23 protein-coding genes are annotated in these 24,536 nt (G+C 70.1%); 8 read left to right on the top strand and 15 right to left on the bottom strand.

Annotated features, from left to right (window positions below; all coding sequences use genetic code 11):
- Positions 1-53 precede the first annotated feature (53 nt).
- The 3 genes from LVB77_RS10665 to LVB77_RS21345 all read right to left on the bottom strand — a co-directional run bounded on the left by LVB77_RS10665 (position 54) and on the right by LVB77_RS21345 (position 2,281).
- Complete coding sequence (locus LVB77_RS10665) at positions 54-767, bottom strand: pseudouridine synthase (RefSeq protein ID WP_232910118.1); 714 nt, start codon at positions 765-767, stop codon at positions 54-56.
- 78 nt (positions 768-845) lie between these two features.
- Positions 846-1,118, bottom strand: a complete 273-nt coding sequence (locus LVB77_RS10660) for a GNAT family N-acetyltransferase (protein WP_232910116.1) — start codon at positions 1,116-1,118, stop codon at positions 846-848.
- Between the two features lie 62 nt (positions 1,119-1,180).
- Positions 1,181-2,281 (bottom strand): hypothetical protein, encoded by a 1,101-nt coding sequence (locus LVB77_RS21345; protein ID WP_343226231.1) that lies wholly within the window; start codon positions 2,279-2,281, stop codon positions 1,181-1,183.
- 254 nt (positions 2,282-2,535) lie between these two features.
- On the opposite strand from LVB77_RS21345, the gene LVB77_RS10650 reads away from it, so the two are divergent.
- Positions 2,536-2,739: a hypothetical protein gene (locus LVB77_RS10650; protein ID WP_232910114.1), complete on the top strand. Its 204-nt coding sequence runs from the start codon at positions 2,536-2,538 to the stop codon at positions 2,737-2,739.
- Positions 2,740-2,763: 24 nt separating this feature from the next.
- On the opposite strand, the gene LVB77_RS10645 is transcribed toward LVB77_RS10650, so the two are convergent.
- From LVB77_RS10645 to LVB77_RS10635, 3 genes are all read right to left on the bottom strand, one after another.
- The gene (locus LVB77_RS10645; RefSeq protein ID WP_232910112.1) at positions 2,764-3,366 is read right to left on the bottom strand and encodes a rhomboid family intramembrane serine protease; all 603 of its coding nucleotides are present in this window, start codon (positions 3,364-3,366) and stop codon (positions 2,764-2,766) included.
- Positions 3,367-3,388: 22 nt separating this feature from the next.
- Positions 3,389-5,017, bottom strand: coding sequence for an oligopeptide:H+ symporter (locus LVB77_RS10640; RefSeq protein WP_232910110.1), 1,629 nt, complete (start codon positions 5,015-5,017; stop codon positions 3,389-3,391).
- Positions 5,018-5,218: 201 nt separating this feature from the next.
- On the bottom strand, positions 5,219-5,848 hold the full coding sequence (locus LVB77_RS10635) for a glutathione S-transferase (protein WP_232910109.1): 630 nt from the start codon (positions 5,846-5,848) through the stop codon (positions 5,219-5,221).
- Between the two features lie 171 nt (positions 5,849-6,019).
- Between LVB77_RS10635 and LVB77_RS10630 the strand changes: the two genes are divergently transcribed.
- Together LVB77_RS10630 and LVB77_RS10625 are read left to right on the top strand one after the other, a co-directional pair.
- Positions 6,020-7,795, top strand: coding sequence for a M14 family metallopeptidase (locus LVB77_RS10630; protein ID WP_232910107.1), 1,776 nt, complete (start codon positions 6,020-6,022; stop codon positions 7,793-7,795).
- Complete coding sequence (locus LVB77_RS10625) at positions 7,792-8,676, top strand: endonuclease/exonuclease/phosphatase family protein (RefSeq protein ID WP_232910106.1); 885 nt, start codon at positions 7,792-7,794, stop codon at positions 8,674-8,676. The genes LVB77_RS10630 and LVB77_RS10625 overlap by 4 nt, the downstream gene beginning before the upstream one ends.
- Before the next feature lie 238 nt (positions 8,677-8,914).
- Here the strand turns inward: LVB77_RS10625 and LVB77_RS10620 are convergent, their stop codons facing one another.
- The 8 genes from LVB77_RS10620 to LVB77_RS10585 form a co-directional block, all read right to left on the bottom strand.
- A complete protein-coding gene (locus tag LVB77_RS10620; protein ID WP_232910104.1) occupies positions 8,915-9,523 on the bottom strand; it encodes a YdeI/OmpD-associated family protein in 609 nt (202 codons plus the stop codon).
- A gap of 39 nt (positions 9,524-9,562) precedes the next feature.
- Positions 9,563-10,147 carry an RNA 2',3'-cyclic phosphodiesterase gene (gene thpR, locus LVB77_RS10615; RefSeq protein WP_232910102.1) on the bottom strand — a complete coding sequence of 195 codons (585 nt, stop codon included), beginning with the start codon at positions 10,145-10,147 and terminating at the stop codon, positions 9,563-9,565.
- 34 nt (positions 10,148-10,181) lie between these two features.
- Positions 10,182-11,285, bottom strand: a complete 1,104-nt coding sequence (locus tag LVB77_RS10610; RefSeq protein WP_232910100.1) for a hypothetical protein — start codon at positions 11,283-11,285, stop codon at positions 10,182-10,184.
- 38 nt (positions 11,286-11,323) lie between these two features.
- Positions 11,324-12,043 carry a helix-turn-helix domain-containing protein gene (locus tag LVB77_RS10605; RefSeq protein ID WP_232910099.1) on the bottom strand — a complete coding sequence of 240 codons (720 nt, stop codon included), beginning with the start codon at positions 12,041-12,043 and terminating at the stop codon, positions 11,324-11,326.
- Positions 12,040-12,588, bottom strand: a complete 549-nt coding sequence (locus LVB77_RS10600; protein ID WP_232910097.1) for an SRPBCC domain-containing protein — start codon at positions 12,586-12,588, stop codon at positions 12,040-12,042. Before LVB77_RS10600 ends, LVB77_RS10605 begins: the two co-directional genes overlap by 4 nt.
- A 192-nt stretch (positions 12,589-12,780) precedes the next feature.
- Positions 12,781-14,670, bottom strand: coding sequence for an ATP-binding cassette domain-containing protein (locus LVB77_RS10595; protein ID WP_232910096.1), 1,890 nt, complete (start codon positions 14,668-14,670; stop codon positions 12,781-12,783).
- Between the two features lie 587 nt (positions 14,671-15,257).
- Positions 15,258-16,817, bottom strand: coding sequence for a YdiU family protein (locus LVB77_RS10590; RefSeq protein WP_232910094.1), 1,560 nt, complete (start codon positions 16,815-16,817; stop codon positions 15,258-15,260).
- 1 nt (position 16,818) lies between these two features.
- Positions 16,819-17,496, bottom strand: a complete 678-nt coding sequence (locus tag LVB77_RS10585; protein ID WP_232910247.1) for a glutathione S-transferase — start codon at positions 17,494-17,496, stop codon at positions 16,819-16,821.
- Positions 17,497-17,611: 115 nt separating this feature from the next.
- Here LVB77_RS10585 and LVB77_RS10580 point away from each other — a divergent pair, with 115 nt between their 5' ends.
- The 5 genes from LVB77_RS10580 (at position 17,612) to LVB77_RS10560 (ending at position 23,458) form a co-directional block, all read left to right on the top strand.
- The gene (locus tag LVB77_RS10580) at positions 17,612-17,782 is read left to right on the top strand and encodes a hypothetical protein (RefSeq protein ID WP_232910092.1); all 171 of its coding nucleotides are present in this window, start codon (positions 17,612-17,614) and stop codon (positions 17,780-17,782) included.
- Positions 17,783-17,886: 104 nt separating this feature from the next.
- Positions 17,887-18,360 carry a YaiI/YqxD family protein gene (locus tag LVB77_RS10575; protein ID WP_232910090.1) on the top strand — a complete coding sequence of 158 codons (474 nt, stop codon included), beginning with the start codon at positions 17,887-17,889 and terminating at the stop codon, positions 18,358-18,360.
- Between the two features lie 251 nt (positions 18,361-18,611).
- Positions 18,612-19,976 (top strand): amidohydrolase family protein, encoded by a 1,365-nt coding sequence (locus LVB77_RS10570; protein WP_232910088.1) that lies wholly within the window; start codon positions 18,612-18,614, stop codon positions 19,974-19,976.
- Between the two features lie 343 nt (positions 19,977-20,319).
- The gene (locus LVB77_RS10565; protein WP_232910086.1) at positions 20,320-22,386 is read left to right on the top strand and encodes a DEAD/DEAH box helicase; all 2,067 of its coding nucleotides are present in this window, start codon (positions 20,320-20,322) and stop codon (positions 22,384-22,386) included.
- Between the two features lie 316 nt (positions 22,387-22,702).
- Complete coding sequence (locus LVB77_RS10560; RefSeq protein WP_232910085.1) at positions 22,703-23,458, top strand: gamma-glutamyl-gamma-aminobutyrate hydrolase family protein; 756 nt, start codon at positions 22,703-22,705, stop codon at positions 23,456-23,458.
- Between the two features lie 147 nt (positions 23,459-23,605).
- Here the strand turns inward: LVB77_RS10560 and LVB77_RS10555 are convergent, their stop codons facing one another.
- Positions 23,606-24,490 (bottom strand): pseudouridine synthase, encoded by an 885-nt coding sequence (locus LVB77_RS10555; RefSeq protein WP_232910084.1) that lies wholly within the window; start codon positions 24,488-24,490, stop codon positions 23,606-23,608.
- Between the last annotated feature and the right edge of the window lie 46 nt (positions 24,491-24,536).

Here is a 24,536-nt window from a genome sequence, read left to right as displayed (position 1 = left end):
CGTGATGTCCGCATGCACGCACGCGCGCGATTCGCGCTAGGCGCGGCGGCCGTTCACCATTGGGTGCGTTGCGGCAGCAGCCCTTGCAGTTCGGCGTCGGTGAGGTTGCGCCATTGGCCGGGCTTGAGGTGTGCCAGCTTGACGTTGCCGATGCGCACGCGCATCAGCTGCTTGACGCGGAAACCGAAGTGTTCGGCCATCAGCCGGATCTGCCGGTTGAGGCCCTGCACCAGCACGATGCGGAAGCCGTAACGGTTGAGCCGGCCGGTCTTGCACGGCAGCGTGGTCTGGCCGTGGATCGGCACGCCGCGGCTCATGCCGCGCAGGAATTCCGGGGTGACCTCGTGGTTCACCGCCACCAGGTATTCCTTTTCCAGCTTGTTCTCGGCGCGCAGGATCTCGTTGACGATGTCGCCGTTGCTGGTCAGCAGAATCAGGCCCTCGGACTCCTTGTCCAGGCGGCCGACCGGGAAGATCCGGCGCTCGTGGCCGACGAAGTCGACGATGTTGCCCTTGACCGAGGACTCGGTGGTGCAGGTCACGCCGGTCGGCTTGTTGAGCGCGATGTAGACGTGCTGGCGCTGGCCCTTGATCACGGCGCGGGTGCGCAGCTTCTGGCCGTCGACCAGGACCTCGTCGCCCTCGCCGACCTCGGCGCCGATGCGGGCGCGCACGCCGTTCACGGCCACCCGGCCTTCGGCGATGAGGCCGTCGGCCTCGCGGCGCGAGCAGTGGCCGGTGTCGCTGATGTATTTGTTCAGGCGCATGCGGAGTCGGACGCGGGGCGCGCCGGTCGGGGACGGGCGCGCATGCTGTCACACCTTGGGCCGCGCTGCAGCGTCGGCTCAGCCCAGCAGGTCGGAAAATTCAGGATGGCGCTCGATCCAGGCCGCCGCGTACGAGCAGGCCGGACGGACCTTGAGGCCCTGCGCCCGGGCGTGTTCGAACGCGGCCTTGACCAGGTGCCCGGCAATGCCGCGGCCGCCGATCGCGTCCGGCACCCAGGTGTGGGTGATGACCAGGTGGTCGCCGTCCAGGCGGGTGTCCAGATAGGCGAGTTCGCCGTCGACGGTGGTGGAGAAACGGCCGTGACCGGCGTCGTGCTGGATATCGGGCATGTCGGATCCTGAGGCTGGGGCGTCGGGGCCCGCCGGCGGCGGGCCCCGTACGCGCGGTGGGGTCAGCGATTATCGCGCTTGCCCTGGTTGCGTCGGTCCTGGGTGCCGATGCTGCCCTGGATCGCCTGCATGCGGCTTTCGCCGGCGTGCAGTTCCTCGGCCTTGGCGGCCGCGCCCGGCGACTGCGGGCCCTGCTTGGGCACCTGGCCGTGCTGCGTGTCCAGTTGCTGCCAGGGCTGCGGCTGGCGGTCGTGCTCCTGCTTGGCCTCCAGCAACTGGCGCGTGTTGGCCAGGGCCTGCTCGGGCGTGATCGGATGGCCGCGCTCGCTATCGTCCTCGGACGCGGGCGGCGACTCGGCCACCGGCGCCGATGCGGTGATCGGCTTTTCGACCGGCGCGCGCGCGGCCGGGCTGGACGCGGCATGCGCGGGCACCGCCACCGCCGAGGTCGCCGCCGGTTGGGTGGCGGGCGTCTCGGTCGGGCGACGCCGCGCGGCGGGCGTGGACGGCGCGGTCCGATCCGCGTTCGCGGCGGGCGCGGGCTTGCGCGCGGTCTTCGGCGTCGCCGCGGAAGAAACGCTCTTGCTCGCGTCGGCGGGCTGCTGCGGCGCGGGCTTCTGGGTGGCAGGCCTGGAGGCGGCCTGCTTCGAAGTGATCTGCTGGGGAGCGGCCTGCTTCGAGGCGACTTGCTTGAGGGCTGCCTGCTTGGGGGCTGCCTGCTTGGGAACGACCTTTTTGGCAGCGGCCGTCTTGGGCGCAATTCGTTTCGCGGCCGCCTTCGTGGCGGGCGCCGGCTTGGCCGCGACCGGCTTCTTGGCGGCCGGCTTGGCCGCGATCTTCTTCGCCACGGGCTTAGCCGCAGCCTTCTTGGCGGTCGCCGGTTTCGCGATGGCCGGCTTGGCGCTGCGCTTGACGAGCTTCTTGGCCGCCTTGGCGGTCTTCTTGGTCGGCGCCGCACGCTTGGCCGCGACCTTCTTGACGGCCTTCTTGGCGACCTTTTTCGCGGCCTTCTTGACCACCGGCCGGGTGGGTTTACGGGCAGCCGGTTTCGCGCTCTTGCGTGCCGGCGCCTTGCCGGCTGCGGTCTTACGGACCGCCTTCTTGGCCGCGGACTTGCGCGCCGGGGCCTGTTTGACGGTCTTGGCGGCTTTCTTGGTCGCCATGCCTTGCCTCCTGTGGGGTCTCCGAGGGGGCGGCGGCGCGGTGCCACCGCTGCCTGGTTTGGTAGCACGGCAGGCATTCAAGCCGGGTGAGCGGGGTCTGGTCCGGCCGCCCCAGCGCGTCAGCCGGGCCCGGCCCAGGGCGGCCAGCGTTGACACCCTGCGTCACATTTCTGGGGTGATACAGGCCACAAACAATGGCACGGTTTCTGCGTTGTTTCCGTTACCAGAAAGGGGAAGCGAGAGGAGTAAAGCGCATGTCCATGAACCTGCCCATGAACGCCGTCAGCGACGACGCCCTGGTCACCCGCCTGTACGAGCTGGTCCGCACCGGCGACGGCGATGCCCAGGAGATGATGCAGCTCGACGCCGCGATCTACGGCCGCCTGGCCGAAGCCTACGGCGAGACCATCCCGGAACTGGAAGCCCTGCCCCGCATCGAAAGCCGCTGGGCCGCCTGACACCCGTCTAGGGGGCGGGCGCGATCAGCGGAACTGGGGGCTAGTTAGCTGCTGCAGGAAGTACGGACCGATCCGCGGTTCCATCAGCAGCATGAACAGCACGCCGTAGATCGCGCCCGATAGATGGGCGCTGTGGTTGACGTTGTCGCCGCCGCGGCGGTCCATCCAGAACGAATACGCCACGTAGCCGATCGCGTACACGATCGCGGGGACCGGGATCGGAATGAAGATCAGCGTCCACGGCTGCAGCAGGATCGAGGCGAACAACACCGCCGACACGCCGCCGGACGCCCCCAGACTGCTGTAGTTGGCGTCGCGGCGATGGCGCAGATAGGTCGGCAGGATCGCCACCACTATCGCCGACAGATAGAAGAACACGAACACGCCGGGACCGATCAGTTCGGTCATCAGCTGCTCGATGCCGCGCCCGAAGAAATACAGGGTGAGCATGTTGAACAGCAGATGCGGCCAGTCGGCGTGGATGAAGCCGTGGGTCAGCAGCCGGTCGTACTGGTGCTGGCGCTGCAATGCCGGCGGCCACAGGATCAGGCGGTGCAGCAGCTTGGGATTGTTGAACGCCAGCCACGACACCAGCAGGGTCGCGGCGATCAGGGCGAAAGTCAGCATCGGATCGGGTCTCGCGCTAGCGTCAGGCGGCTCGGTAATGGTCCTGCATCGGATAGCGTCGTGCGTACAGCCCGAACGCGGCCGCGGCGACGAAGGCGAAACCGGCGAAGAAGAACATCAGGAACGCATTCTCGCTGAGCCCGGTGCTGGCGATGTGCGCGGTCACGCTGGCGTTGCGCACCGCGGCGTTGGTCAGCATCACCCACAGGTTGCCGAAGGTGCTGGTGAGGTACCACAGCGCCATGATCACGCCCTTCATCGACTGCGGCGCCTGGCTGTAGGCGAACTCCAGCGCGGTCGCCGACACCAGCACCTCGCCCAGGGTCAGCAGGATGTAGGGCAGGATCTGCCAGGACAGCGACATCGGATGGCCGGCATCCAGGTACAGCTGCAGCACCGCCGCGACGATCCACGACAGGCCGGAGATGGCGATGCCGAAGCCCATGCGCCGCAGCGGCGTCGGGTTGAGACCGACCCGGCGCAGCGCCGGATACAGCAGCAGGTTGTTGAACGGGATCAGCAGCATCACCAGCAGCGGGTTGATCGCCTGCATCTGCGACGCCGCGGCGCGCGCGCCGCCTTCGCCGGAGATCAGCCAGGTCGGCCACCACCACAGGTCGGTGGGCACCACCATCTTCTGGCCCTGCAGCACCCAGGTCGAGGCCTTCTGATCGAACAGCGACCAGAACGGCGTGACCAGCGCGAACACGATCACGATGCGCAGCACCGCGCGCACGCCGTCCACCGCGGCCGCCGAATGCCTGCCGCGCGCGCGGTCGAGCTGCAGCGAGATGCCGTAGCCGCCGAAGCCGATCAGCAGGCCCAGCGCCATGCACGCGCTTTTGACGAAGCCCATCGCCGGCACGAAGGTCAGCGCCAGCGCGCACAAGGCCAGCACCACGCCCAGGCCGGCCACGATCAGACCCGGGTTGCCCTGCCCGGGCGCCGAGGTGGTCAGCGCGGTGCGGGCGACGTTGAAGAACGAGTCCGGATCCGGATTGTCGCGGCTGGGCGGCACGCGCACGTAGCGGTTGCGGCCCAGCCAGAAGATCAGCGTGGCCAGGAACATCAGCGCGCCGGGGATGCCGAAGGCGACGCTGGGGCCGTACTCGCGCAGGAAGATCGGCATCAGCAAGGACGCGAACAGCGAGCCGAAGTTGATCGTCCAGTAGAACGCGTCGAAGACCAGCTTGGCTTTGGATTTGTTGCTCTGATCGAACTGGTCGCCGACGAAGGACACCACCAACGGTTTTATGCCGCCGGCGCCGAACGCGATCAGGAACAGGCCGGTGTAGAAGCCGGTGGCGTTGTGCTCGAACAGGGCCAGACAGGCGTGGCCCGCGCAGTAAATCAGCGAGAACCAGATGACGGTGTTGTACTTGCCGAAGTAGCGGTCGGCCAGCCAGCCGCCCAGCAGCGGGAAGAAGTAGGTGCCGATCATGAAGCTGTGGAACACCTCCTTGGCCAGGTGCTCGCGCTCGGCCAGATCGGAGGTGGAGGCCAGCAACAGGGTCCCGACCAGGAACGAGGTCAGGATGTTGCGCATGCCGTAGAAGCTGAAGCGCTCCGCCGCCTCGTTGCCGATGATGTAGGCGATCTGGCGGGGCATGCGCCCCTGCGAATCGGCGGTGGCGGTGGCGGCTTGGCTCATCTATGGGCGGTCCTGCGATAGCGGTCCGCCTAGCCTAACCGATCGCCGCCGCCGGCCACGCGGGTCTTCCCCCTTTGGAAAAGGGGGATGGAGGGGGATTTGCTTTTCTTGGCGTGAAGGCAAACGCAGGAGCAACGGTAAACCCGCCCCAGCCCCCAACAAAGGGGGAGCCACGGGGTTAGAAGGGGCGACTGCGACGCCTCAGGCCCACTCGCTCAGCCCTTCGCGTTCGTAAACGGCGCGGAACGCCGGACGCGCCTTCATGCGCGCGGCGAATTCGCCCAGGTGCGGCCAGTCGTGGCCGGGGCGCGGCATGTTGCGGGTCCAGCGCATCAGCATGGTCAGGTAGAAGTCGGCGATGCTCGGGCCCGGGCCCAGCAGATAGGGGCCGTGCTCGCCCAAATGCGCGTCGATGCGTTCCCAGGCTTGCTCGACGCGCTGGCGCACCGCCGCGCGCACCGCGTCGGGGTCGACGCCGGCGATGTCGCCCGGGTACCACCACAGCCGCAGCGGCGATTGCACGGCATTGGCCAGGTACAGCATCCACTGGTAGTAGGCGCCGCGGCGCGGATCGGTAGTCGCGGGCGCGAAGCCGGATTCGGGATGGCGGTCGCCCAGCAGCAGCAACAGGCCGCAGGTCTCGTGCAGCGGCTCGCCGTCCACCACCAGGGTCGGGATGCGGCCGGCCGGATTCAGGGCCAGATAGTCGGGGCGGCGGTGCGCGCCGCTGTCGATGTCGGTCAGGCGCAGTTCGTGCGGCTGGTTCAGTTCGATCAGCAACCAGTGCACGACCAGGCTGGCGGCGCCGGGCGAGTAATAGAGCGCGTACATGCGGACGATCCCTGAGGGCGGCGCGGCAGTCTAAGCCAGTGCCGCGTCCGTGCGCAGCCGGGTGCAGGGCCGCGTCGTGCTGCCGCGGGATGTCAGCAGTGTGCAAGCCGCGCACAGCCGCGGCGCGGAGGCTCCGCTACCATGCGGGCAGACCTGGGAGAGAGACCCCGCATGACCCGCACGCTCTTGCTCGCCGCGCTGTTCGCCAGCGCCCTGCCCGCCTCCGCCGCTCTCGCCGCCGACAGCTCGCTCAGCACCGTCGCCGAGCGCAGCGGTTTCATCAAGACCGGCCGCTACGACGAAGTGATCGCGCTGTGCGAGGCCTACGCCCAGCGCTATCCGAACGCGGTGCGCTGCGCCGACTTCGGCACCTCGCCTGAGGGCCGGCCGATGAAGCTGCTGATCGTCTCGCCGGCCGGCGCCTTCACCCCGCAGGCGGCCAAGGCCAAGAACCTGCCGGTGATGCTGGTCCAGGGCGGCATCCACTCCGGCGAGATCGACGGCAAGGATGCGGGCTTCCTGGCCCTGCGCCAGGCCCTGGACGGCGAGGCCGCCCAGGGCGCGCTGGCCAAGCAGGTGCTGCTGTTCGTGCCGGTGTTCAACGTCGACGGACACGAGCGCTTCGCGCGCTGGAACCGTCCCAACCAGCGTGGCCCGGAGGAAATGGGCTGGCGCACCACGGCCCAGAATTACAACCTCAATCGCGACTACCTCAAGGCCGACAGCATCGAGATGCAGTCCATGCTCAAGCTGGTCGGCCAATGGGATCCGCTGGTCTACGTGGACCTGCACGTCACCGACGGCGCCAAGTTCGAGCACGACGTGTCGATCCAGGTCGAGCCGGTGCGCTCCGGCGACGCGCCGCTGCGCAAGGCCGGCACGGCGCTGCGCGAAGGCGTGATCGAGCGCCTGGCCGCGCAGGGTTCGCTGCCGCTGCCTTACTACCCGTCTTTCGTGCGCAACGACGACCCGACCTCGGGTTTCGAGGACGGCGTGGCGCCGCCACGCTTCTCGCACGGCTATTTCCAGCTGCGCAACCGCTTGGCCATGCTGGTCGAGACGCACTCCTGGAAGGACTACCCCACCCGCGTGCGCATCACCCGCAACACCATCGTCGCGCTGATGGAGCTGGTCGCCACGCAGGGCGCCGGTTGGCAGCGCGAGGCCGCCGCGGCCGACCAGCGCGCGTCCAAACTGGGTGGCCTGCCGGTGGCGCTGGACTACAAGGCCGGCCCCAAGACCCGCACGGTCGCCTTCCGCGGCTACGCCTACACGCGCACGCCGTCGGAGATCTCCGGCGCGCTGATGACGCGCTACGACGAAACCACGCCGCAGGTCTGGAACCTGCCGATGAAGGACGACGTCCAGCCCAGCCTGACCGTCAAGGCGCCGCGCGGCGGCTACCTGGTGCCGGCCGCACACGCAGGCTGGGTCGCGGCCAAGCTGGACCAGCACGGCATCGCCTACCGACGCCTGGGCGACGCGCTGCCCAAGGCGCGCCTCGAGGCCTTCCGCGCCGACAAGGCCGAGTTCGGCGCGCAGTCGGTCGAAGGCCACCAGCGCCTGACGGCCAGCGGCGAGTGGAAGCCGGAGGTGCGCGACGTCGGCGCCGGCGCCCTGTTCGTACCGATCGCCCAGCCCAAGGCGCGCCTGGTCATGGCCCTGCTGGAGCCGCAGGCGCCCGACGCGCTGGCGGCCTGGGGCGAGTTCAACAACGCCTTCGAGCGCAAGGAATACATGGAGGATTACGTCGCCGAGGAAGTCGCGCGCGAGATGCTCGCCGCCGATCCCAAGCTCAAGGCCGCGTTTGAGCAGAAGCTGACCTCCGATCCGGCCTTCGCCAAGGATCCGCAGGCGCGCCTGGAGTTCTTCTACCGCCGCCATTCGTCCTGGGACGACAGCTACCGCCTGTACCCGGTGCTGCGCATCGCGACGGTGCCGCGTTGAATCCGGCGGCGGCCGGCCGAACCACGCTGCGCCGCCTGCTGACGCGGTGGTGGACGGGCGCCGTCGTGCTGGCGGCGATGGCGAGCTCACCCGCGCTCGCCGCGCAGGCGCAGGCCGACGCGGCGCCCGCGCCGGCCACGCTGTCGGTGGTCACGCTCAATCTATGGCACGACAAGGCCGACTGGCCGGCCCGACAACGCCAGATCGTCGCCGAGCTGCGCCGCCTGCAACCGGACGTGATCGCCTTGCAGGAGGTGCTGCAGCACGAGGGCCTGCCCAACCAGGCGCAGACCCTGGCCGCGGCGCTGGGCTACCGCGCCTACTTCGTCTCGGTCGATTCGACCGCCGCGCCGCGCCGCTACGGCAACGCGATCCTCAGCAAGCGGCCGGTGCTGTCGCTGGATTGGAAAGCCCTGCAGCCCGCCGACGATTACCGCACCGTCGCCCATGCGCGCATCGCCGTGGGCACGCGCACGATCAACGTTTACGCGACCCACCTGCACTACAAGCCCGAAGGCGGCGCGATCCGGCTGCAGCAGATCGACGACCTGCTGACCTACGTCGACGCCACCGCCGGCGGCGCGCCCAGCCTGCTCGCCGGCGACTTCAACGCGCCCGAGCATGCGCCCGAGTTCGCCGGCCTGCGCCAGCGTTTCCACAACGCCTACGGCACCTTGCACCCGGGCATCGCGGACGACGCGCGCGAGCACAGCACGCTCAATCTCAATCAGTACGCGCCGCTGCGCATCGACCACGTCTGGTACGAGCCTGCGGCGTTCGCCGCCGACGCCGCGCAGATCCTGTTCAACGCGCCCGACGCCGACGGCGTGTGGGCGTCGGATCATTACGGCGTGCAGGCGCGGCTGCGTTTGCTGCCGTAAACGCGCAACCCGTGCCGCGGCGCGATGCCTGACCGAGCGGCGTCGTTGCCGCAGCTCAATCGCGACTCACGTCGCTCCCACAAAAAGCGAAATCGCGGATCGGACCTCCCTCTTTGGAAAAGGGGGATCGAGAGGGATTCGCTTTTGCTCCAGCGCATCCAAGGCCGCGCCTCGGCCCAACTAGCCCTTCGCTTGCGGGCATGTCCGCAGCTGCAGCCGCGAACGCCGCCCGCAGCCCTCAACACCCCATGTACTTCCAATTGCGCTGCTTGCCCTCGGCCAGCCATTCCACCGCCTGCTCGATGCGCTTGAGCCGCGTCGCCTCGCGCTTGGCCTGCGTGATCCACTCCACGTACTCGCGCCGATGACTGGGCGCGAAGGCCTCGAAGGTCTTGCGCGCCCGCGCGTTCTTCTTCAGCGCCGCGGCCAGGTCGTCGGGCACGTCCACCGGCGGCTTGGGCTGGGCGCTCTTGGTACTGGGCCGTTTCACGCCGGCGTCGATCAGGGCCATGGCCTGCTTCACGTAGCCGCCCAGCTCGCGCTTGCCCGGCAGGTCGGCGACACCGGCCAGGCGGCCGAACTGGCCCATCGCTTCCTCGCCCTTGCGCCCGTCCGGCCCGACGATGTTGGCGCCCTGCCAGAAACCGAAGCTGGCGTGCTGCTTGAACGCGGCCATGCCGCACAGGATCTGGCCCTGATAGAGAAAGCTGGGCATGCCCCACTTCAAGGTCTCTTCGACCTGTGGGCAGGCCTTATGCACCACCCCGCGTACGTGTTCGAGGATGGGTCTGGCGAATTCGGCGGCGCCGGCGATGTAGGCGTCGATGCGAGGATCGGTCTTGACCATGGCGGCCCCCCGGGCGAGGACGCCGCCATTGTGGTCCCCTCACTCGGTCAAAGGCCACCGCCCGAGCACGGTGTAGGCGTTGCGGCTGCCGAGCTGGCTGTGGATCAGGGCGAAATCCGTCACCCGCCACACGATCGGCTCGATCTCCACCGGCGGATGCAGCGCCCCGGCCGCGTCGCGCACGATGGTGACGTGCGGAGTCAGGCTGTGCCCGCCCTCCACGCGCACGCCGCGCTTGGCCAGGGCGATGCCCAGCCGCTCCCACAGCGCCTGCAGTTGCGCGGGCGCGCGCTCGCAACCCAGCCACCACGGAATCGAACGGTTGCGGAAGCTGCCGGCGCGATCCAGCGGCAGGTCGAACGCGTCGGCGACGACATCGGCGGCGGCGGCCTGCGCGGCCAGCGCGCGCTGCTCCTCGAAGCGGTCGGCGTCGCCGAGAAACTGCAGGGTCAGGTGATAGCGATGCGCGCCGATCAGACGGCCGCCGGCCTGGTGGCGATCGCGCAAGGCCGAGGCGCATGCGGCGACGCGTGCGCACGTGGCCTCATCGGGCAGCAAGGCGAAGAACAGGCGATGGATATCGGGGGACGCCGCGGGCGCGGCGCCGAACAAGTCGTGTTGCATGCAGCCAGTGTAGCGCCCGCGGCGGCCCGCCGAATCAGGTTTTCGGCGCCGCCGCCGGCGTTTCCGCCTTGCGCTTGCGGGTGTCTTCGATCAGCACCTCACGCGCGGCGCGACGCGTCGCCTCCGGATCGGCCTGGCGCAGGTCGGCGGTCGCAGGCAGGCCCAACTTCGCCAACACCGCGGCGATCACGCGCTTGTTCGCATACGGGTGCGGGTGATCGGGTTCGTCGTCCTGGCTGCGGTAGAAGCGGTCCAGCAACTTGATCCGGGTGTCGTCGGCCAAGGCCAGTTCGACCAGCTTGGCGCGGTACTCCAGCGTCCACGGCGGCATCTCGGGCCAGCGCTTGAGGTCGGCGTAGTGCTGGGATTCGTGGCCAAGGAAACTGACCTTGAAGTCCTCGCCCTTCAGGTCGCCATAGGCCGAACGCACCGCGAACAGGCCCTGTTCGTTGGCCCAGCCGGCCGCGCCGGTGTAGCTGCAGGCGGTGTAGTGGCTCCAGCCGCGACTGAGCCAGTCGTCCATCACGAACACCTTGACCGGTTGCTGCTCGCCGCCGGGCAGCGCGACGGTGTAGTCGCGCTCCTCCTGCTGGCGCCACACCAGCAGGTCGTACAGCGGCGGCGTGCGGCCCTGCAGCGGGTGCAGGCCGGCCGCGCGCAGCTTCACGTTGATCCGCTCGGTCAGCGCGTCGAAGGCCTCGTCGCCGTCGGCCGGCGGCTTCTCGCCGATCGTCGCGGCCAGGTCGGCCTTGAGCTGGGCGTCCCGCGCCGGGCGCCCAGCCGGATCGCGCACCGCATGCCACCAGTAGTTTTGGTAGAGATCGAGCACCTTGCGCGCCAGCGGATCGTCGGTCTCGCCGACCGGCGGCGGCGGCGAGCTGCGCTCGTGGCGTTCGATCATGCAGCTGCGGAAGGCGATGTCCTTGGCGTTGAACTGCTCGGCCGGCGCGGCCTTCAAGGCCGTCAACGCGGTCGGGACGTCGGCGCGCAGCGCAGCGCCCAGCGCTTCGCTCACGGCTTTGGCGGCCAGCGGACCGCTGGGCGCGGGTTCCGCGGCAGGCGTCGCGGCGGCGCCGCTGAGGGCCCAGGCCAGCAGCACGGGCAAAGCGGTCGCGGCAGGCAGTAGAGAGGTCTTCATCGCGGAGGCTCCAGGAGCGCGGGGGCGCGTTGGAGCCATTAAGCCGCGGCGCTGAGCGACCGGTCTTGTACGTACTTGATCTGCCGCCGCAGCCGCGCCGGCGTGCAGCCGGCGTGGGCGACCACGATCCGGTGCAGATGGCTTTGATCGGCGAACCCCGCCGCCGCGGCGACGTCCGCCAGGGGCAGCGCGCCGCCCAGCAGATGCAGGGCGCGGCGCCAGCGCGCCTCGCGCCGCAGGGCGCGTGGCGACATGCCGAAACTGCGGCTCAAGGCGCGGCTGGCGTGCTCGGCCGAAACGCCGAGTCCGCGCGCGAGCGCGGCGATGTCCTGTTCGGAATCGGCCATGCGACGCAGCAGTTCGCCCTGCCAATCGGGCAGTTCGGCCGCGGTCTGCGGACGAGCGCAGGCCAACAGTTCCGACAAGCGTTGCGGGCAACGCTCGAACACCTCCACCGCCTCGCGCAGGTCGTGCACCTGCCAGGCGCTGGCGGACAGGTCGGCGCACAGGTCGAGCGCGCCTTCGGCCAACTCGATGTTGATCGCGCACGCACCGAGCCCGCCGAAGCGGTCGCCGTGCGCGTGATAGGCCGGATGCAGCACCAGCGTCCCCGGCCGGCACGGCAGCGGGCCGTCGAAGCTGGATTCGGTGTAGTCGCCGTCCAGCACCAGCGCCGCGTACGGCGCGCGGTGACGGTGCGTCGCCAAGGTCGCGCCGCGTTCGTGCCGGGTGCGGTAGGCGGCGCCGCTGGGAATCACTTGCGCGCGCCTGCGGCGCCTGTCTTGCGCAGATGGTCGGCCAGGCCGCCCAGTTGCAGGCCCATGACCTGATCCACCACCGGTGCGAACTTGCCCAGGTCGTCGGGCGTGTAGCCGCCGGCGCGGTAGTAGAAAACGATGCGCGTGCCGCCGCCCTCGGCCGGCGACAGACGGAACTCGGCCGCGCCGTGCAGGCCCATGCCCTGCAGCGGGCCCAGGCCGCCGAGCAGGCGCAGGGTCTTGCCAGGATCGACGAAACTCACCGTCATGTGCTGCGCCTGCTGGGCGCCGCCGATCTCGCAGAAGCAGCCGCCGGCGCGCGCGTCGATGCTCAGCTTCGAAGCCTTGCCCCACCAGGTATGGTCCTTGGGCCACCACTGGTCGACGTCCTCGACCAGGGCCTTCCAGGCGGTGGCCGCATCGACCGGCACGGTCTGCTCGTTCTCGATGGTGAATCCGTCCTTCGCTGCGTCCTTGACCGCGGCCGCGGCCGGCAGCCCGGCCAGCGCCAACGCGATCGCCGCCATCGTCGTGATTGCCCGCATGTGTGCGCTCCCCTCGCCGGCCGCTCCGGTCTTCGCGGGGATTAGGAACCGCGGGCCGGCGCCGACGCAAGCGCCGAAAGGCATGCCGGGTCGCCCATCGTCTTGGCGTCTGCTTCCTCCTTTGTCAGGGAGGCTAATGCGCCTGCTTGTCTTCCCCCTTTGAAAAAGGGGGATTGAGGGGGATTTGCTCCCTTAGCCGTCCAGCTCCGCCCAGCGGGCATAGGCGTGGTCCAGCTCCGCCTGGGTCTTGGCCAGCGCTTCGTTGTGCGCGTTGATCGCCGCGGCGCCCTGCTGGTAGAAGCCCGCATCGTTCATGCGTTCGCCGAGCTCGGCCAGCTTGGTTTCCAGGGTTTCGATCAGCGCCGGCAGTTGCTCCAGCTCGCGCGCGTCCTTGTAGCTGAGCTTGCGCTTGGGCGCGGCGGGCGCCGCCGCCGGCGTCTCGGTGCGTGCGGCCGGCGACGCGGCAGGCTTGGGTGCGCCCGTCGCCGCGGCGGCTTGCGGACGCTGGCGCAGCCAATCGCTGTAACCGCCCACGTACTCGCCTACGCGCCCCTCTTCGCCGTCCTGCATCACCAGGGTCGAGGTGACCACGTTGTCGAGGAAGTCGCGGTCGTGGCTGACCAGCAGCAAGGTGCCCGGGTAATCGCCGAGCAGCTCTTCCAGCAGCTCCAAGGTTTCGACGTCGAGGTCGTTGGTGGGTTCGTCCATCACCAGCAGGTTGGACGGCTGCGCGAACAGCTTGGCCAGCAGCAGGCGGTTGCGCTCGCCGCCGGACAGTCGCGTGATCGGCGCGCGCGCGCGTTCGGGCGTGAACAGGAAATCCTGCAGATAGCCGATCACGTGCTTCTGCTTGCCGCCGACCTCGACGAAGTCGCGGCCTTCGGCCACGTTTTCCAGTGCGTTCCAATCCTCGCGCAGGGTCGCGCGGTACTGGTCGAAGTACGCCACCTGCAGATTGCTGCCCAGCTTGACCTCGCCGCGCTCGGGCGCGAGCTGGCCCAGCAGCAGCTTGATCAGGGTGGTCTTGCCGCTGCCGTTGGGGCCGATCAGGCCGATGCGGTCGCCGCGGAAGATCGTGGTCGACAGGTCGCGTACCAGATGGCGTTCGGCGTAGGAAAAATCGACGCCCTTGGCCTCGACCACCTTCTTGCCCGAGGACTCGGCCTGGGCGAAATCCATGCGCACGTTGCCGGTGAGATCGCGGCGCTGCGCGCGTTCGTTGCGCATCGCCTTGAGCCGGCGCACGCGGCCTTCGTCGCGGGTGCGGCGGGCCTTGATGCCCTGGCGGATCCACACCTCTTCCTGCGCCAGCAGCTTGTCGAAGCGCGCGTTCTCCTGCGCCTCGGCGTTCAGGCGCTCCTCGCGGCGGCGCAGGTAGTTGTCCCAATCGCCGGGCCAGCTGCTGACCTGGCCGCGGTCGATTTCGACGATACGCGTGGCCAGCGAACGCAGGAAGCGGCGGTCGTGGGTGACGAACACCAGCGCCCCGCTCCACCCCTTGAGGAAGGTTTCCAGCCAATCGATGGCGGCGATGTCGAGGTGGTTGGTCGGTTCGTCCAGCAGCAGCAGGTCGGGCGCCGATACCAACGCGCGCGCCAGCAGCACGCGCCGCTTGAGGCCGCCGGACAGGCGTGCGAACAAGGCGTCGCCGTCCAGGTCCAGGCGGGCCAGGGTCTCGACCACGCGCTGGTCGGCGCTCCAGCCGTGCGCGGCCTCGATCTTGGCCTGCACCTCGGCCAGGGCGTCGGTGTCCAGCACTTCGTCGTGCAACAGATGGTGGTACTGGGCCAGCCAGCTGCCGAGTTCGCCCATGCCGGCGGCGACCACGTCGAACACGCTGCCGTCGGCGCCGTGCGGCACCTCCTGCTCCAGCCGCGCGATGCGCAGGTTGCCCTCGCGGCGGACTTCTCCGTCGTCGGGCAGGATTTCGCCGGACAGCAGCCGCATCAGGGTCGACTTGCCGGCGCCGTTGCGGCCGATCAGGGCGATGCGTTCGCCGGCTTCGATGGACAGGGCTACGTTTTCGAGCAGCAGCGGGCCGCCGACGCTGTAGTCGACGTTTTGCAGGGTGATCAGAGGCATCCGCCCATTGTACCGGGCCGGCGCGTCCCGGCGCTGTCCGCACGCGCGGCAGGCGCGGCCGGCGCCCGCGCGGCGCATACTGGCGCCTCGCCGCCGGCATTCCGCCGCGGCCAGCGACCGACGATCGAGGAGCCCGCCATGAGCAAAGGCATGGACCGCAAGAAGGAAACCAAGAAGAAACCGACCAAGACGATCAAGGAAAAGCGCGCCGAAAAGAACGAGAAAAAAGCCAATAAGGCGTTCGGCCCGGCCTGATCGGCTCGGACTGCGCGATTCAAACTTCGGGCCCAGGATTTGGGCCGAGGTCGCAAGACACCGGCGCCGAGCCCGGCTACCGCTACACCCCGCCGCCCGCGCGCCTGCGCGGGCGCGCTTCGGGCCCAGCCCCGCTCAATCAAGTCGACCCGCGGCGTTATCGCTTTCTGTGGGAGCGGCGTAAGCCGCGATTGCGTGGCTGCGGATCGCGACGCCGCTGGCCGACGATTCGCGATCGCGGCTTACGCCGCGCCCACAGAGAGCAAGCCGCAGCCCGCCGAGAACACGCCGTCCTTACCGAAGGCGATGCGGCGATCTGCGCAGCGTCGAACTCAGGAACTGCAGGACAGCATCGAGCAGCCGGCACGGTCGCGTGCCCAGTCGGGGCGGCGCTGCGCGTAGGCTTCGCGACCGGGCTGGTCCTCGTAGGGACGCCGCATCACCTCCAGCAGGTCCGTGATGCCCGCCGCATCGCCCTGCTCGGCGCGGTCGATCGCCTGTTGGGCCAGGTAGTTGCGCAGCACGTAGCGCGGATTGGCCGCGCGCATGCGGGCCTGGCGCTCGGCCGTCGGCGCGGCGTCCGCAGCCAGGCGCGCGCGGTACCGCGACAACCAGGCCAGAAACTCCGGTTCGGAGGCTGCGCGCTTGTGCTCGTCGTAGAACGCCTCGGCGAACGCTTGCAGATCGGGCGCGGCATCGTCCAGATCGGACAGGGCGCGGAACCACAGCGTCATGTCGACCTCGGCGCGGTGCAGCAGCCCGCGCAGGTCGTCCATCAGCGCCAGATCCTCGTCGCGGCATTCGCGCAGACCCAGCTTGCGCGCGACCGTGTCGCGCTCGGCCGCGTTCCAGGCCTCGACGTAACGGCGCAGGCCGTCCTGCAGCGGCGCCACGTCGGCGAACAAGGGCGACAGCGCGCCGGCCAGGCGCGACAGGTTCCAATACGCCACCTGCGGCTGCGCGCCGTAGCGGTAGCGGCGGCCGCCGGCGTCGGTGGTGTTGGGCGTCCAATCCGGGTCGTAGTTGTCGACCCAGCCGTAGGGGCCGTAATCGATGGTCAGGCCGAGGATGGACAGGTTGTCGGTGTTCATCACCCCATGCACGAAGCCGACCCGCATCCAGTGCGCCATCGTCACCGCGGTGCGCTCACAGACCTGCGCGAACCAGGCCGCGTGCAGGGCCTCGCCGCTGCCGGCCAGTTGCGGGTAGTCGCGGCGGATGCAGAAATCCACCAACTGTCGCAGCAGCTCGATGTCGCCGCGCGACGCCGGCAGCTCGAAATGGCCGAACCGCAGGAACGAAGGCGCGACCCGGCACACCACCGCGCCGGGCTCGGCCTTGGGGTGGCCGTCGTAGAACATATCGCGCACCACGTCCTCGCCGGTGCCGATCAGGCTGAGCGCGCGCGTGGTCGGCACGCCCAGATGGTGCATGGCCTCGCTGCACAGGAACTCGCGCACCGAGGAGCGCAGCACCGCGCGGCCGTCGGCGGTGCGCGAATACGGGGTCGGGCCGGCGCCCTTGAGCTGCAGCTCCCAGCGCTCGCCGGCCGCGTTGATCACCTCGCCCAGGCCGATCGCGCGGCCGTCGCCGAGCTGGCCGGCCCAATGCCCGAACTGGTGACCGCCGTAGTTGCTCGCGAACGGCTGCATGCCGGGCAGCAGCGCGTTGCCCGCGAACACCTGGGCGAATTCGGGCGAGCGCACGGCCGCCTCGTCCAGGCCCAGCCGCGCCGCCATCTCGGCCGAGTACGCGAGCAGGCGCGGCGCCGCCACCGGCGTGGGCTGCACGCGCGAGTACAGCGCGCCCTGCACCTGCCGCACGCCCGGGCCCTGCTCGGGATCGGCCGGCAGCTCGCGCACGAAGGCGTTGTCGAAGTCCAGGCGCAGCATGTCAGCTCATCAGGTCGAACGGACCGCCGCGCTCCAGCGCGCGCTGGTAGGCCGGACGGGCATGGATGCGCTCGAGGAAGGCGCGCATGCGCGGGCGCTCGCCGCCCACGCGCGCGACCGCGGCCTCGACCGGAAAGCTCATCTGGATGTCGGCGATGCCGAAGCGCTCGCCGGCGAACCATTCGTGGCGGCCGAGTTCGGCCTCGATGTAGTCCAGGTGCAGTTTCAGCTGCGGTCCGACGAAGGCCGCCATCGCCTTGTCGGCGATGCCGCGCGCGACCGGCTTGGCGAAAAACGGCATCGGCGCGCGCTTCAGGCGCGCGAACACCAGGCTCAGCAGCAGCGGCGGCATCGCCGAACCTTCGGCGTAGTGCAGCCAGTAGCGGCAGCGCAGGCGTTCGGACGCATCCGCCGGAGCGGCGGGCGGCGAAAAACGGTGGTCGCTGTCGTAGCGCTCGGCCAGGTATTCCAGGATCGCGGCCGATTCGGCCAGGATCCGCCCCTGGTCCTCCAGCACCGGCGATTTGCCCAGCGGGTGCACCTGGCGCAGTTCCGGCGGCGCCAGCATGGTCTGGGCGTCGCGCTGGTAGCGCACCACCTCGTAAGGCAGCGCCAGCTCTTCCAGCAGCCACAGCACGCGCTGCGAGCGCGAATTATTGAGGTGGTGGACGCGGATCATGGCGGCCTGCGCGGTGGGGTCGGCGCCCATGGTAGCCGCCGCCGCGTGTACGCGATTCGTTGCGCGAGGCGCGCATGGCCTAGACTGGCGGCATTCCACATCGAGATCGCCATCCATGGCCAAGCCCAATTATTCGTTCGAGAAGCGCCAGCGCGAGATCGCCAAGAAGAAGAAGCAGGACGAAAAGGCCGCCAAGAAGGCCGCCGCCAAGGACAGCGCCAATCCCTCCGGCGCGTCCGATAAGCCCGATACCGACGAATCCGGCAGCGGGCGCAACGACCGCTGAGCCGCCGCGCGGGCGTAGGCGGCCCTGGCCGCCCCGCCTGCCTCGACGAGCGCCGGCCATCGCCCGCCCGGCCCTGGCCGCCCCGGCCGCACGCCCCTCCCGCCTTGACCGACACCCCCGCCCCCGCCGCCCAGATCTGGGTCGATGCCGACGCCTGCCCGGGCGTGATCCGCGAGATCCTGTTCCGCGCCGCCGATCGCGCGCGCATCCAGGTGACCCTGGTCGCCAATCAATGGCTGCGCACGCCCGGCTCGCGCTACGTGCGCGCGATCCAGGTGCCGTCCGGCCTGGACGTGGCCGACAACGAGATCGTGCAGCGGGTCGCGCACGGCGACCTGGTGGTCACCCAGGACATCCCGCTGGCCGCGCTGGTGCTGGAAAAAGGCGCGATCGCGCTGAACCCGCGCGGCGATCTCTACACCGCCGACAACATCGCCCAGCGCCTGTCGATGCGCAATTTCATGGACGAGCTGCGCGGCGCCGGGGTGCAGACCGGAGGTCCGCCGGTGTTCCACGCGCGCGACCGCCAGGCCTTCGCCAACCAGCTCGACCGCTGGCTCGCGCAACGGCCGCGCTGAAGCGAATCCACGCCGGCGTCGCTCCACCCACCGTCGCTCCCCCCAAGCGTCATTCCGGCGGAAGCCGGAACCCATTTTGACTTTTGCTTGCGCGTGCTCCGGACGCTCGCTCAAAGCGAGGAGCGATCGGGTTCCGGCTTTCGCCGGAATAACGGGGACGGGTAGGCCGCAGCGGCACTGGCGCCGTGTCGCAGCTTCGCGGGTATGCTCGGGACTTCGTGCCCTCGAGACCCGACCCGATGAGCCACAGCGTGCGCCGCCGCCCCCTGTCCCGACTCTCCGCGCGGCGCCTGCCGGCCGCGCTCGCCGCGGCGGTGCTCGCCGCCCTGCCGCTGGCCGCGTTCGCGCAGAACGCCGACTGGACCCTGATCCACGCCGGCCACCTGCTCGACCGCCCCGGCCAGGCGCCGCGCGGCGCCAGCACCTTGTTGCTGCGCAACGGCCGCGTCGAAGCCGTGCGCGACGGCCATCTGGACGCCAGCGCCTTCACCGGCGCGCCCGCGGACGCGGCGGTGATCGATCTGCGCGACCGCTACGTGCTGCCGGGCCTGATCGACAGCCATGTGCACCTGACCTCGGACAAGGCCGGCGTCGAAGGCCAGTTGGACAGCGTCGCCAACGGCGTTGCCGATCACGCTTACGAGGCGGCGGTGAACGCGCGCAAGACCCTGCATGCCGGCTTCACCACGGTGCGCAACCTCGGCGACGACGACGGCGTGACGTTGGCCCTGCGCGACGCGGTCGCGGCCGGCAAGCTGCCGGGGCCGCGCATCGTCGATGCCGGCTCGGCGATTTCCACCACCTCCGGCCACATGGACCCGACCCTGGGCTTCCGCGAGGAACTGCACGCCGCCTTGTCCGCGCACGGCAACACCTGCGACGGCGCCGACGACTGCCGCCGCGCGGTGCGGCGCCAGGTCGCGCGCGGTGTCGACGTGATCAAGATCGCCACCACCGGCGGCGTCAACAGCCGTATCGGCGCGGGCCTGGGCCAGCAGATGTTCGACGACGAGGCGCGCGCCATCGTCGAAACCGCGCACCTGTACCGCAAGAAGGTCGCGGTGCACGCGCACGGCGCCGACGGCATCGCGGTGGCGCTGCGCGCGGGCGCGGATTCGATCGAGCACGGCACCTTGCTCGATCGCGAGGACATCGCCCTGTTCCGCAAGACCGGCGCCTACTACGTGCCCACGCTGTCGACGGTCAATGGCTACAAGGAGCGTCTGGCCAACAACCCACAGGCCTACACCGGCGAGGTGCGGGCCAAGATCGAATGGCGCATCGGCATCACCGGCAAGTCGCTGGAGGCGGCGGTGCCGGCCGGGGTCAAGATCGCCTTCGGCACCGATGCCGGCGTCAGCCTGCACGGCCGCAACGCCGACGAATTCGAGCTCATGGTCGCCCACGGCATGACCGCGCCGCAGGCGATCCAGGCCGCCACCGTCAACGCCGCCGATCTGCTGGGCCTGGCCGACCAGGTCGGCAGCCTGGAGCCGGGCAAGCGCGCCGACCTGATCGCGGTCAGCGGCGATCCGCTGCAAGACGTGACGGTGCTCAAGCGGGTCGAGTTCGTGATGAAAGACGGCAAGGTCGAGAAGGACGCGCGCACGCGCTAAGTCGCTCCGACGCTGCGCTGCCCTGAAGAGAGCCGGGGCGACTCGTTTCTGGCCTCGGCCGACACCCCGGCACCGGCCGCCAAACCGCTTGGCTCCCCTCTTTGCAAAAGAGGGGTTGGGGGAGATTCGCTTTTGCCTCTCCACTCCTCACCCGGCGCCGACTCGCGCAAATCCCCGCATCCGCCCCAGCGGACCTGAACGCGGATTCAGCCCGAACCCCGCCACGGCGCCTGAATGGGCGGTTTTCCCGGCGATTTCCGCCGCGTTGAGCCGGTACTCCACCCGCGTCCGGTACACTGTGCGGTCTTCCGACCGGCCTCCGCCGGCGCTGCCGAGCCGCCCCATGAGCGCCGAGACGCCCAGTTCCGACACCGCAAGTTCCACCCCCGACAGCCCGGGCCTGAAATTCACCGACCTCGCCCTGTCCGAGCCGCTGCTGCGCGCCCTGGCCGACGTCGGCTACGAGTCGCCCTCGCCGATCCAGGCCGCCACCATCCCGCCGCTGCTGGAAGGCCGCGACGTGCTCGGCCAGGCCCAGACCGGCACCGGCAAGACCGCCGCGTTCGCGCTGCCGATCCTGGCCCAGATCGACCCCAAGCGCTTCAAGCCGCAGGCGCTGGTGCTGGCGCCGACGCGCGAGCTGGCGATCCAGGTGGCCGAGGCGTTCCAGAAGTACGCCACCCACCTGCCGGGCTTCCACGTGCTGCCGATCTACGGCGGCCAGAGCTACTACCCGCAGCTGCAGGCGCTCAAGCGCGGCGTGCAGGTGGTGGTGGGCACCCCGGGCCGCGTGATCGACCACCTCGAACGCGGCTCGCTGGATCTGTCGGAACTGCGCTGCCTGGTGCTGGACGAAGCCGACGAAATGCTGCGCATGGGCTTCATCGACGACGTCGAGAACGTCCTCAAGAAGACCCCGGAATCGCGCCAGGTCGCGCTGTTCTCGGCGACCATGCCGGCGCCGATCAAGCGCATCGCCCAGACCTACCTGAAGCAGCCGGTCGAGATCGCGATCAAGGCCAAGACCGCCACCGCCGCCAACATCCGCCAGCGTTACTGGTCGGTCAGCGGCGTGCACAAGCTCGACGCGCTGACCCGCATCCTCGAAGCCGAAAGCTTCGACGCCATGATCGTGTTCTCGCGCACCAAGCTGGGCACCGAGGAACTGGCCGAGAAGCTCTCCGCCAGGGGCATTTCCGCCGCTGCCATCAACGGCGACGTGCAGCAGGCGCAGCGCGAGAAGACCATCCAGAACCTCAAGGACGGCAAGATCGACGTGCTGGTCGCCACCGACGTGGCCGCGCGCGGCCTGGACGTGGAGCGCATCAGCCACGTGCTGAACTACGACATCCCCTACGACACCGAAAGCTACGTCCACCGCATCGGCCGCACCGGCCGCGCCGGCCGCAAGGGCGAGGCGATCCTGTTCGTGACCCCGCGCGAGCGCGGCATGCTGCGCGCGATCGAACGCGCCACGCGCCAGCCGATCGAGCCGATGGAGCTGCCCAGCGTCGAGACCGTCAACGAACAGCGCGTGTCGCGCTTCCTGGGCCGCATCAGCGACGCCCTGGAAAGCAGCGACCTCAGCCTGTTCCGCGACATGGTCGAGCGCTACGAGCGCGAGAAGAACGTGCCTGCGGTCGAAATCGCCGCCGCGCTGGCCAAGCTGGTGCAGGGCGACAACCCGCTGCTGCTGACCCCGCCGCCGGCCGCGCAGCGCTACCAGCGCGAGGAGCGCGACGGTCCGCGCGAGCACCGTGGCGCCGCCACGCGCAAGTTCGTCGAGCGCGACAACGCGTCCAACGCCGGCGCCCATCGCCGCGAGCACCCGCGTGCCGAAGCGCGCCCGCCGCGCGACGCCGGTTACACGCCGCGCGACGAGGCGCCGCCCGCGCACCGCCACGAGGCGCGCCAGTTCACCCCGCCCTCGCCGCAGCGCTCGGTCAACACCGCCGAATCGTTCTTCGACGACGAGGCGCCCGCGCCGCGCATCGAGCGCGACCGCGCGCCGCGTCCGCCGCAAGCCGGCGCCGAGGTCGGCATGGAGACCTTCCGCATCGAGGTCGGCCACAGCCACGGCGTGCAGCCGGGCAACATCGTCGGCGCGATCGCCAACGAAGCCGACCTGGAAAGCCGCTACATCGGCCGCATCGACATCCGCGACGACTACACCCTGGTCGACCTGCCCGAAGGCATGCCGCGCGAGCTGATGGAGCACCTGAAGAAGGTGCGCGTGGCCGGCCAGCCGCTGCGCATCGCACGCGCCGAACCCGGCGACAGCGAAGGCGGCCGCGGCCGTCGTCCCGGCGGTCCTGGCGCGTCTCGCGGCCCAGGCGGCCCGCGCCCCGCTGGCGGCAAGCCGCACGGCGCCGGCCCGCGCAAGCCGTTCAAGCCGCGCGATCCGCGCTGAGGCAGTTCCCTTCTCCCGCTGGCGGCGCCCGAAGCGTGTGCAAGGCTGAGAAGGTGCCCGAAGGGCGGATGAGGGCGCGCGAAGCGCGGGTATCGACGTCAGTCCGATGCCACGCGTCCCTCCCCCCTCTCAGCCGTGCACACGCTTCGGGCGCCGCAAGTGGGAGAGGGGCTGAAGCCGCAGCAGCTTTTGGATTCATCTGGCCCTTAGGCGGCCTGCCCGAATCGCACAACCAACCAATCGTCATAAGGGCAATGCCGCCTCAGACGCCCCGGCTTTGGCATAGTCGGCAGGTAAGCCGCCGCCTCGCCGCCCCATGCCCCGCATCCTGGTCTTCCAACACGTCGCCGCCGAGCCGCTGGGCACGCTGGACCCGTTGATCCGCCGTCGCGGGCACCGCATCCGCTTCACCAATTTCGAACGCGACCCGCAGGCCCAGCCCAACGTCGACCGCTACCGCGGCCTGATCGTGCTGGGCGGGCCGATGAACGTCGAGGATCAGGCCCAGCGTCCGCACCTGCGCACCGAGCTGCTGGCGATCGAACGCATGCTGGAACAGGGCAAGCCGGTGCTGGGCATCTGCCTGGGCGCGCAGCTGCTCGCGCACGTGCTGGGCGCGCCGGTGCGGCGCCACCACCAGCCCGAGATCGGCTGGTACCCGCTGCATGCGACCGAACCGGGCCGCGCCGATCCGGTGCTGGCGCCGCTGGCCGAAAGCGCGCCGGTGTTCCAATGGCACCGCTACAGCTTCGAGGTACCGCAAGGCGCGACGCATCTGGCGCGCACCGACGGCTGCGAGCAGCAGGCGTTCCGCTGGGGCGACAACGCCTACGGTTTTCAGTTCCACCTGGAAATGGACGTGCCGCTGATCGAGCGCTGGCTGGCCAACCCGGCCTACCGGCAGGAGCTGGCCGAACTCGGCCACGACACCAGCGAGGCCGCGATCCGCGCCCACACCGCCGAGCACATCGCCGGCATGCAGCAGCGCGCCGACGCGGTATTCAACAACTTCCTCGACCTGGTCGGGCGGCCGCAGCGGCGTTACACCCTGCCCTCGCGCGAGTGGGTGTGAAGCCGCGTTGCGCCGCACCTGCCCCGAAGCGGCCTTGGCCGCCATCGCAAAATTCGACGCGAGCCGTTGCCGCAGCGCGACACGCACCGCTCCACCCGGCATCTAGGGTAGGAGCGGCGCGCCAGCGCCGGCACGCTGCGGTTCCGCTCAAAGCGAGTAACTGCTCTCGTAGCGCCGCTCCGCGCCGTCCAGCGGATCGACGAAGGCCAGCGAGCGCGCCAGCAGTTTCAACGGCCGCGCGTAGTCGTCCGCGCTGCGCTGTTCGGCCAAGGGATAGAACGGGTCGTTGAGGATGGGCGCGCCCACCGCGGCCATGTGCACGCGCAGCTGATGCTTGCGTCCGCTGACCGGCTCCAGACCGTAGCGCCAATGCGTGTCGCCGCGATCCAGCACCTCGATCCGGGTCAGGCTGTTCGGCACGCCCTGCGCTTCGCGCATGAGAAAGAACGGTTCGCCCGGCTCCAGCCGCGTGGCCCGCTGCAGCGGAAACGCGTACTGCGGCAAGGGCGCGGCCAGGGCCTCGTAACGCTTGTCGATGCGGCGCTCGCGGAACAGCGCCTGATAGGCCGCGCGCGTGCGCGGATCGGCCGAGAACAGCACCAGGCCGGCGGTGGCGCGATCCAGCCGGTGCAGCGGCACCAGATCGGGATTGCCGTAGCGCCGCACCAGCCGCGCCAGCAGGGTCTGCTCGACGTAGCCGCCCGACGGCGTCACCGGCAGGAAGTGCGGCTTGTCGACCACGATCAGGTGCGCATCGGCATGCAGCACGCGTTCCTGGAACGGAATCTCGGCCTCGGCGGCGACCTCTCGGAAGTAGCGGATTTCCATGCCGACCCGATACGGCATGTCGGCGGCCAGCGCCCGCCCCTGCGCGTCGAGCACGCGCCCGCGCGCGAAGCGCTCGCGCCATTGCGCGCGGGCGATGGCCGGGAACCGCGCGCACACGCCGTCCAGCAGCGTCTGCCAGGGACCGGGCGGCAGTTGCAGGCGGCTGGCGGCGATGCCGTCGGTGGCGGCGGAGGGCGGCGACATGCGCGCATTCTCGCCCAGCCGGCCCCGCTCAGGCGGCGATCGCCCG

The sequence above is a fragment of the Lysobacter sp. 5GHs7-4 genome, from assembly GCF_021284765.1.
Taxonomy (GTDB): domain Bacteria; phylum Pseudomonadota; class Gammaproteobacteria; order Xanthomonadales; family Xanthomonadaceae; genus Lysobacter.
Note: the sequence above shows the minus strand (reverse complement) of the source record. Positions and strands in the feature narration are given on the sequence as shown.

Coding starts and splice junctions, on each gene's coding strand:
- LVB77_RS10585 (WP_232910247.1), bottom strand. CDS start 17,496: ATGATCCGCGTCCACCACCTCAATAATTCGCGCTCGCAGCGCGTGCTG.
- LVB77_RS10595 (WP_232910096.1), bottom strand. CDS start 14,670: ATGCCTCTGATCACCCTGCAAAACGTCGACTACAGCGTCGGCGGCCCG.
- LVB77_RS10620 (WP_232910104.1), bottom strand. CDS start 9,523: ATGGTCAAGACCGATCCTCGCATCGACGCCTACATCGCCGGCGCCGCC.
- LVB77_RS10630 (WP_232910107.1), top strand. CDS start 6,020: ATGACCCGCACGCTCTTGCTCGCCGCGCTGTTCGCCAGCGCCCTGCCC.
- LVB77_RS10555 (WP_232910084.1), bottom strand. CDS start 24,490: ATGTCGCCGCCCTCCGCCGCCACCGACGGCATCGCCGCCAGCCGCCTG.
- LVB77_RS10645 (WP_232910112.1), bottom strand. CDS start 3,366: ATGCTGACTTTCGCCCTGATCGCCGCGACCCTGCTGGTGTCGTGGCTG.
- thpR (WP_232910102.1), bottom strand. CDS start 10,147: ATGCAACACGACTTGTTCGGCGCCGCGCCCGCGGCGTCCCCCGATATC.
- LVB77_RS21345 (WP_343226231.1), bottom strand. CDS start 2,281: ATGGCGACCAAGAAAGCCGCCAAGACCGTCAAACAGGCCCCGGCGCGC.
- LVB77_RS10640 (WP_232910110.1), bottom strand. CDS start 5,017: ATGAGCCAAGCCGCCACCGCCACCGCCGATTCGCAGGGGCGCATGCCC.
- LVB77_RS10600 (WP_232910097.1), bottom strand. CDS start 12,588: ATGCGGGCAATCACGACGATGGCGGCGATCGCGTTGGCGCTGGCCGGG.
- LVB77_RS10560 (WP_232910085.1), top strand. CDS start 22,703: ATGCCCCGCATCCTGGTCTTCCAACACGTCGCCGCCGAGCCGCTGGGC.
- LVB77_RS10650 (WP_232910114.1), top strand. CDS start 2,536: ATGTCCATGAACCTGCCCATGAACGCCGTCAGCGACGACGCCCTGGTC.
- LVB77_RS10610 (WP_232910100.1), bottom strand. CDS start 11,285: ATGAAGACCTCTCTACTGCCTGCCGCGACCGCTTTGCCCGTGCTGCTG.
- LVB77_RS10565 (WP_232910086.1), top strand. CDS start 20,320: ATGAGCGCCGAGACGCCCAGTTCCGACACCGCAAGTTCCACCCCCGAC.
- LVB77_RS10590 (WP_232910094.1), bottom strand. CDS start 16,817: ATGCTGCGCCTGGACTTCGACAACGCCTTCGTGCGCGAGCTGCCGGCC.
- LVB77_RS10635 (WP_232910109.1), bottom strand. CDS start 5,848: ATGTACGCGCTCTATTACTCGCCCGGCGCCGCCAGCCTGGTCGTGCAC.
- LVB77_RS10660 (WP_232910116.1), bottom strand. CDS start 1,118: ATGCCCGATATCCAGCACGACGCCGGTCACGGCCGTTTCTCCACCACC.
- LVB77_RS10580 (WP_232910092.1), top strand. CDS start 17,612: ATGGCCAAGCCCAATTATTCGTTCGAGAAGCGCCAGCGCGAGATCGCC.
- LVB77_RS10665 (WP_232910118.1), bottom strand. CDS start 767: ATGCGCCTGAACAAATACATCAGCGACACCGGCCACTGCTCGCGCCGC.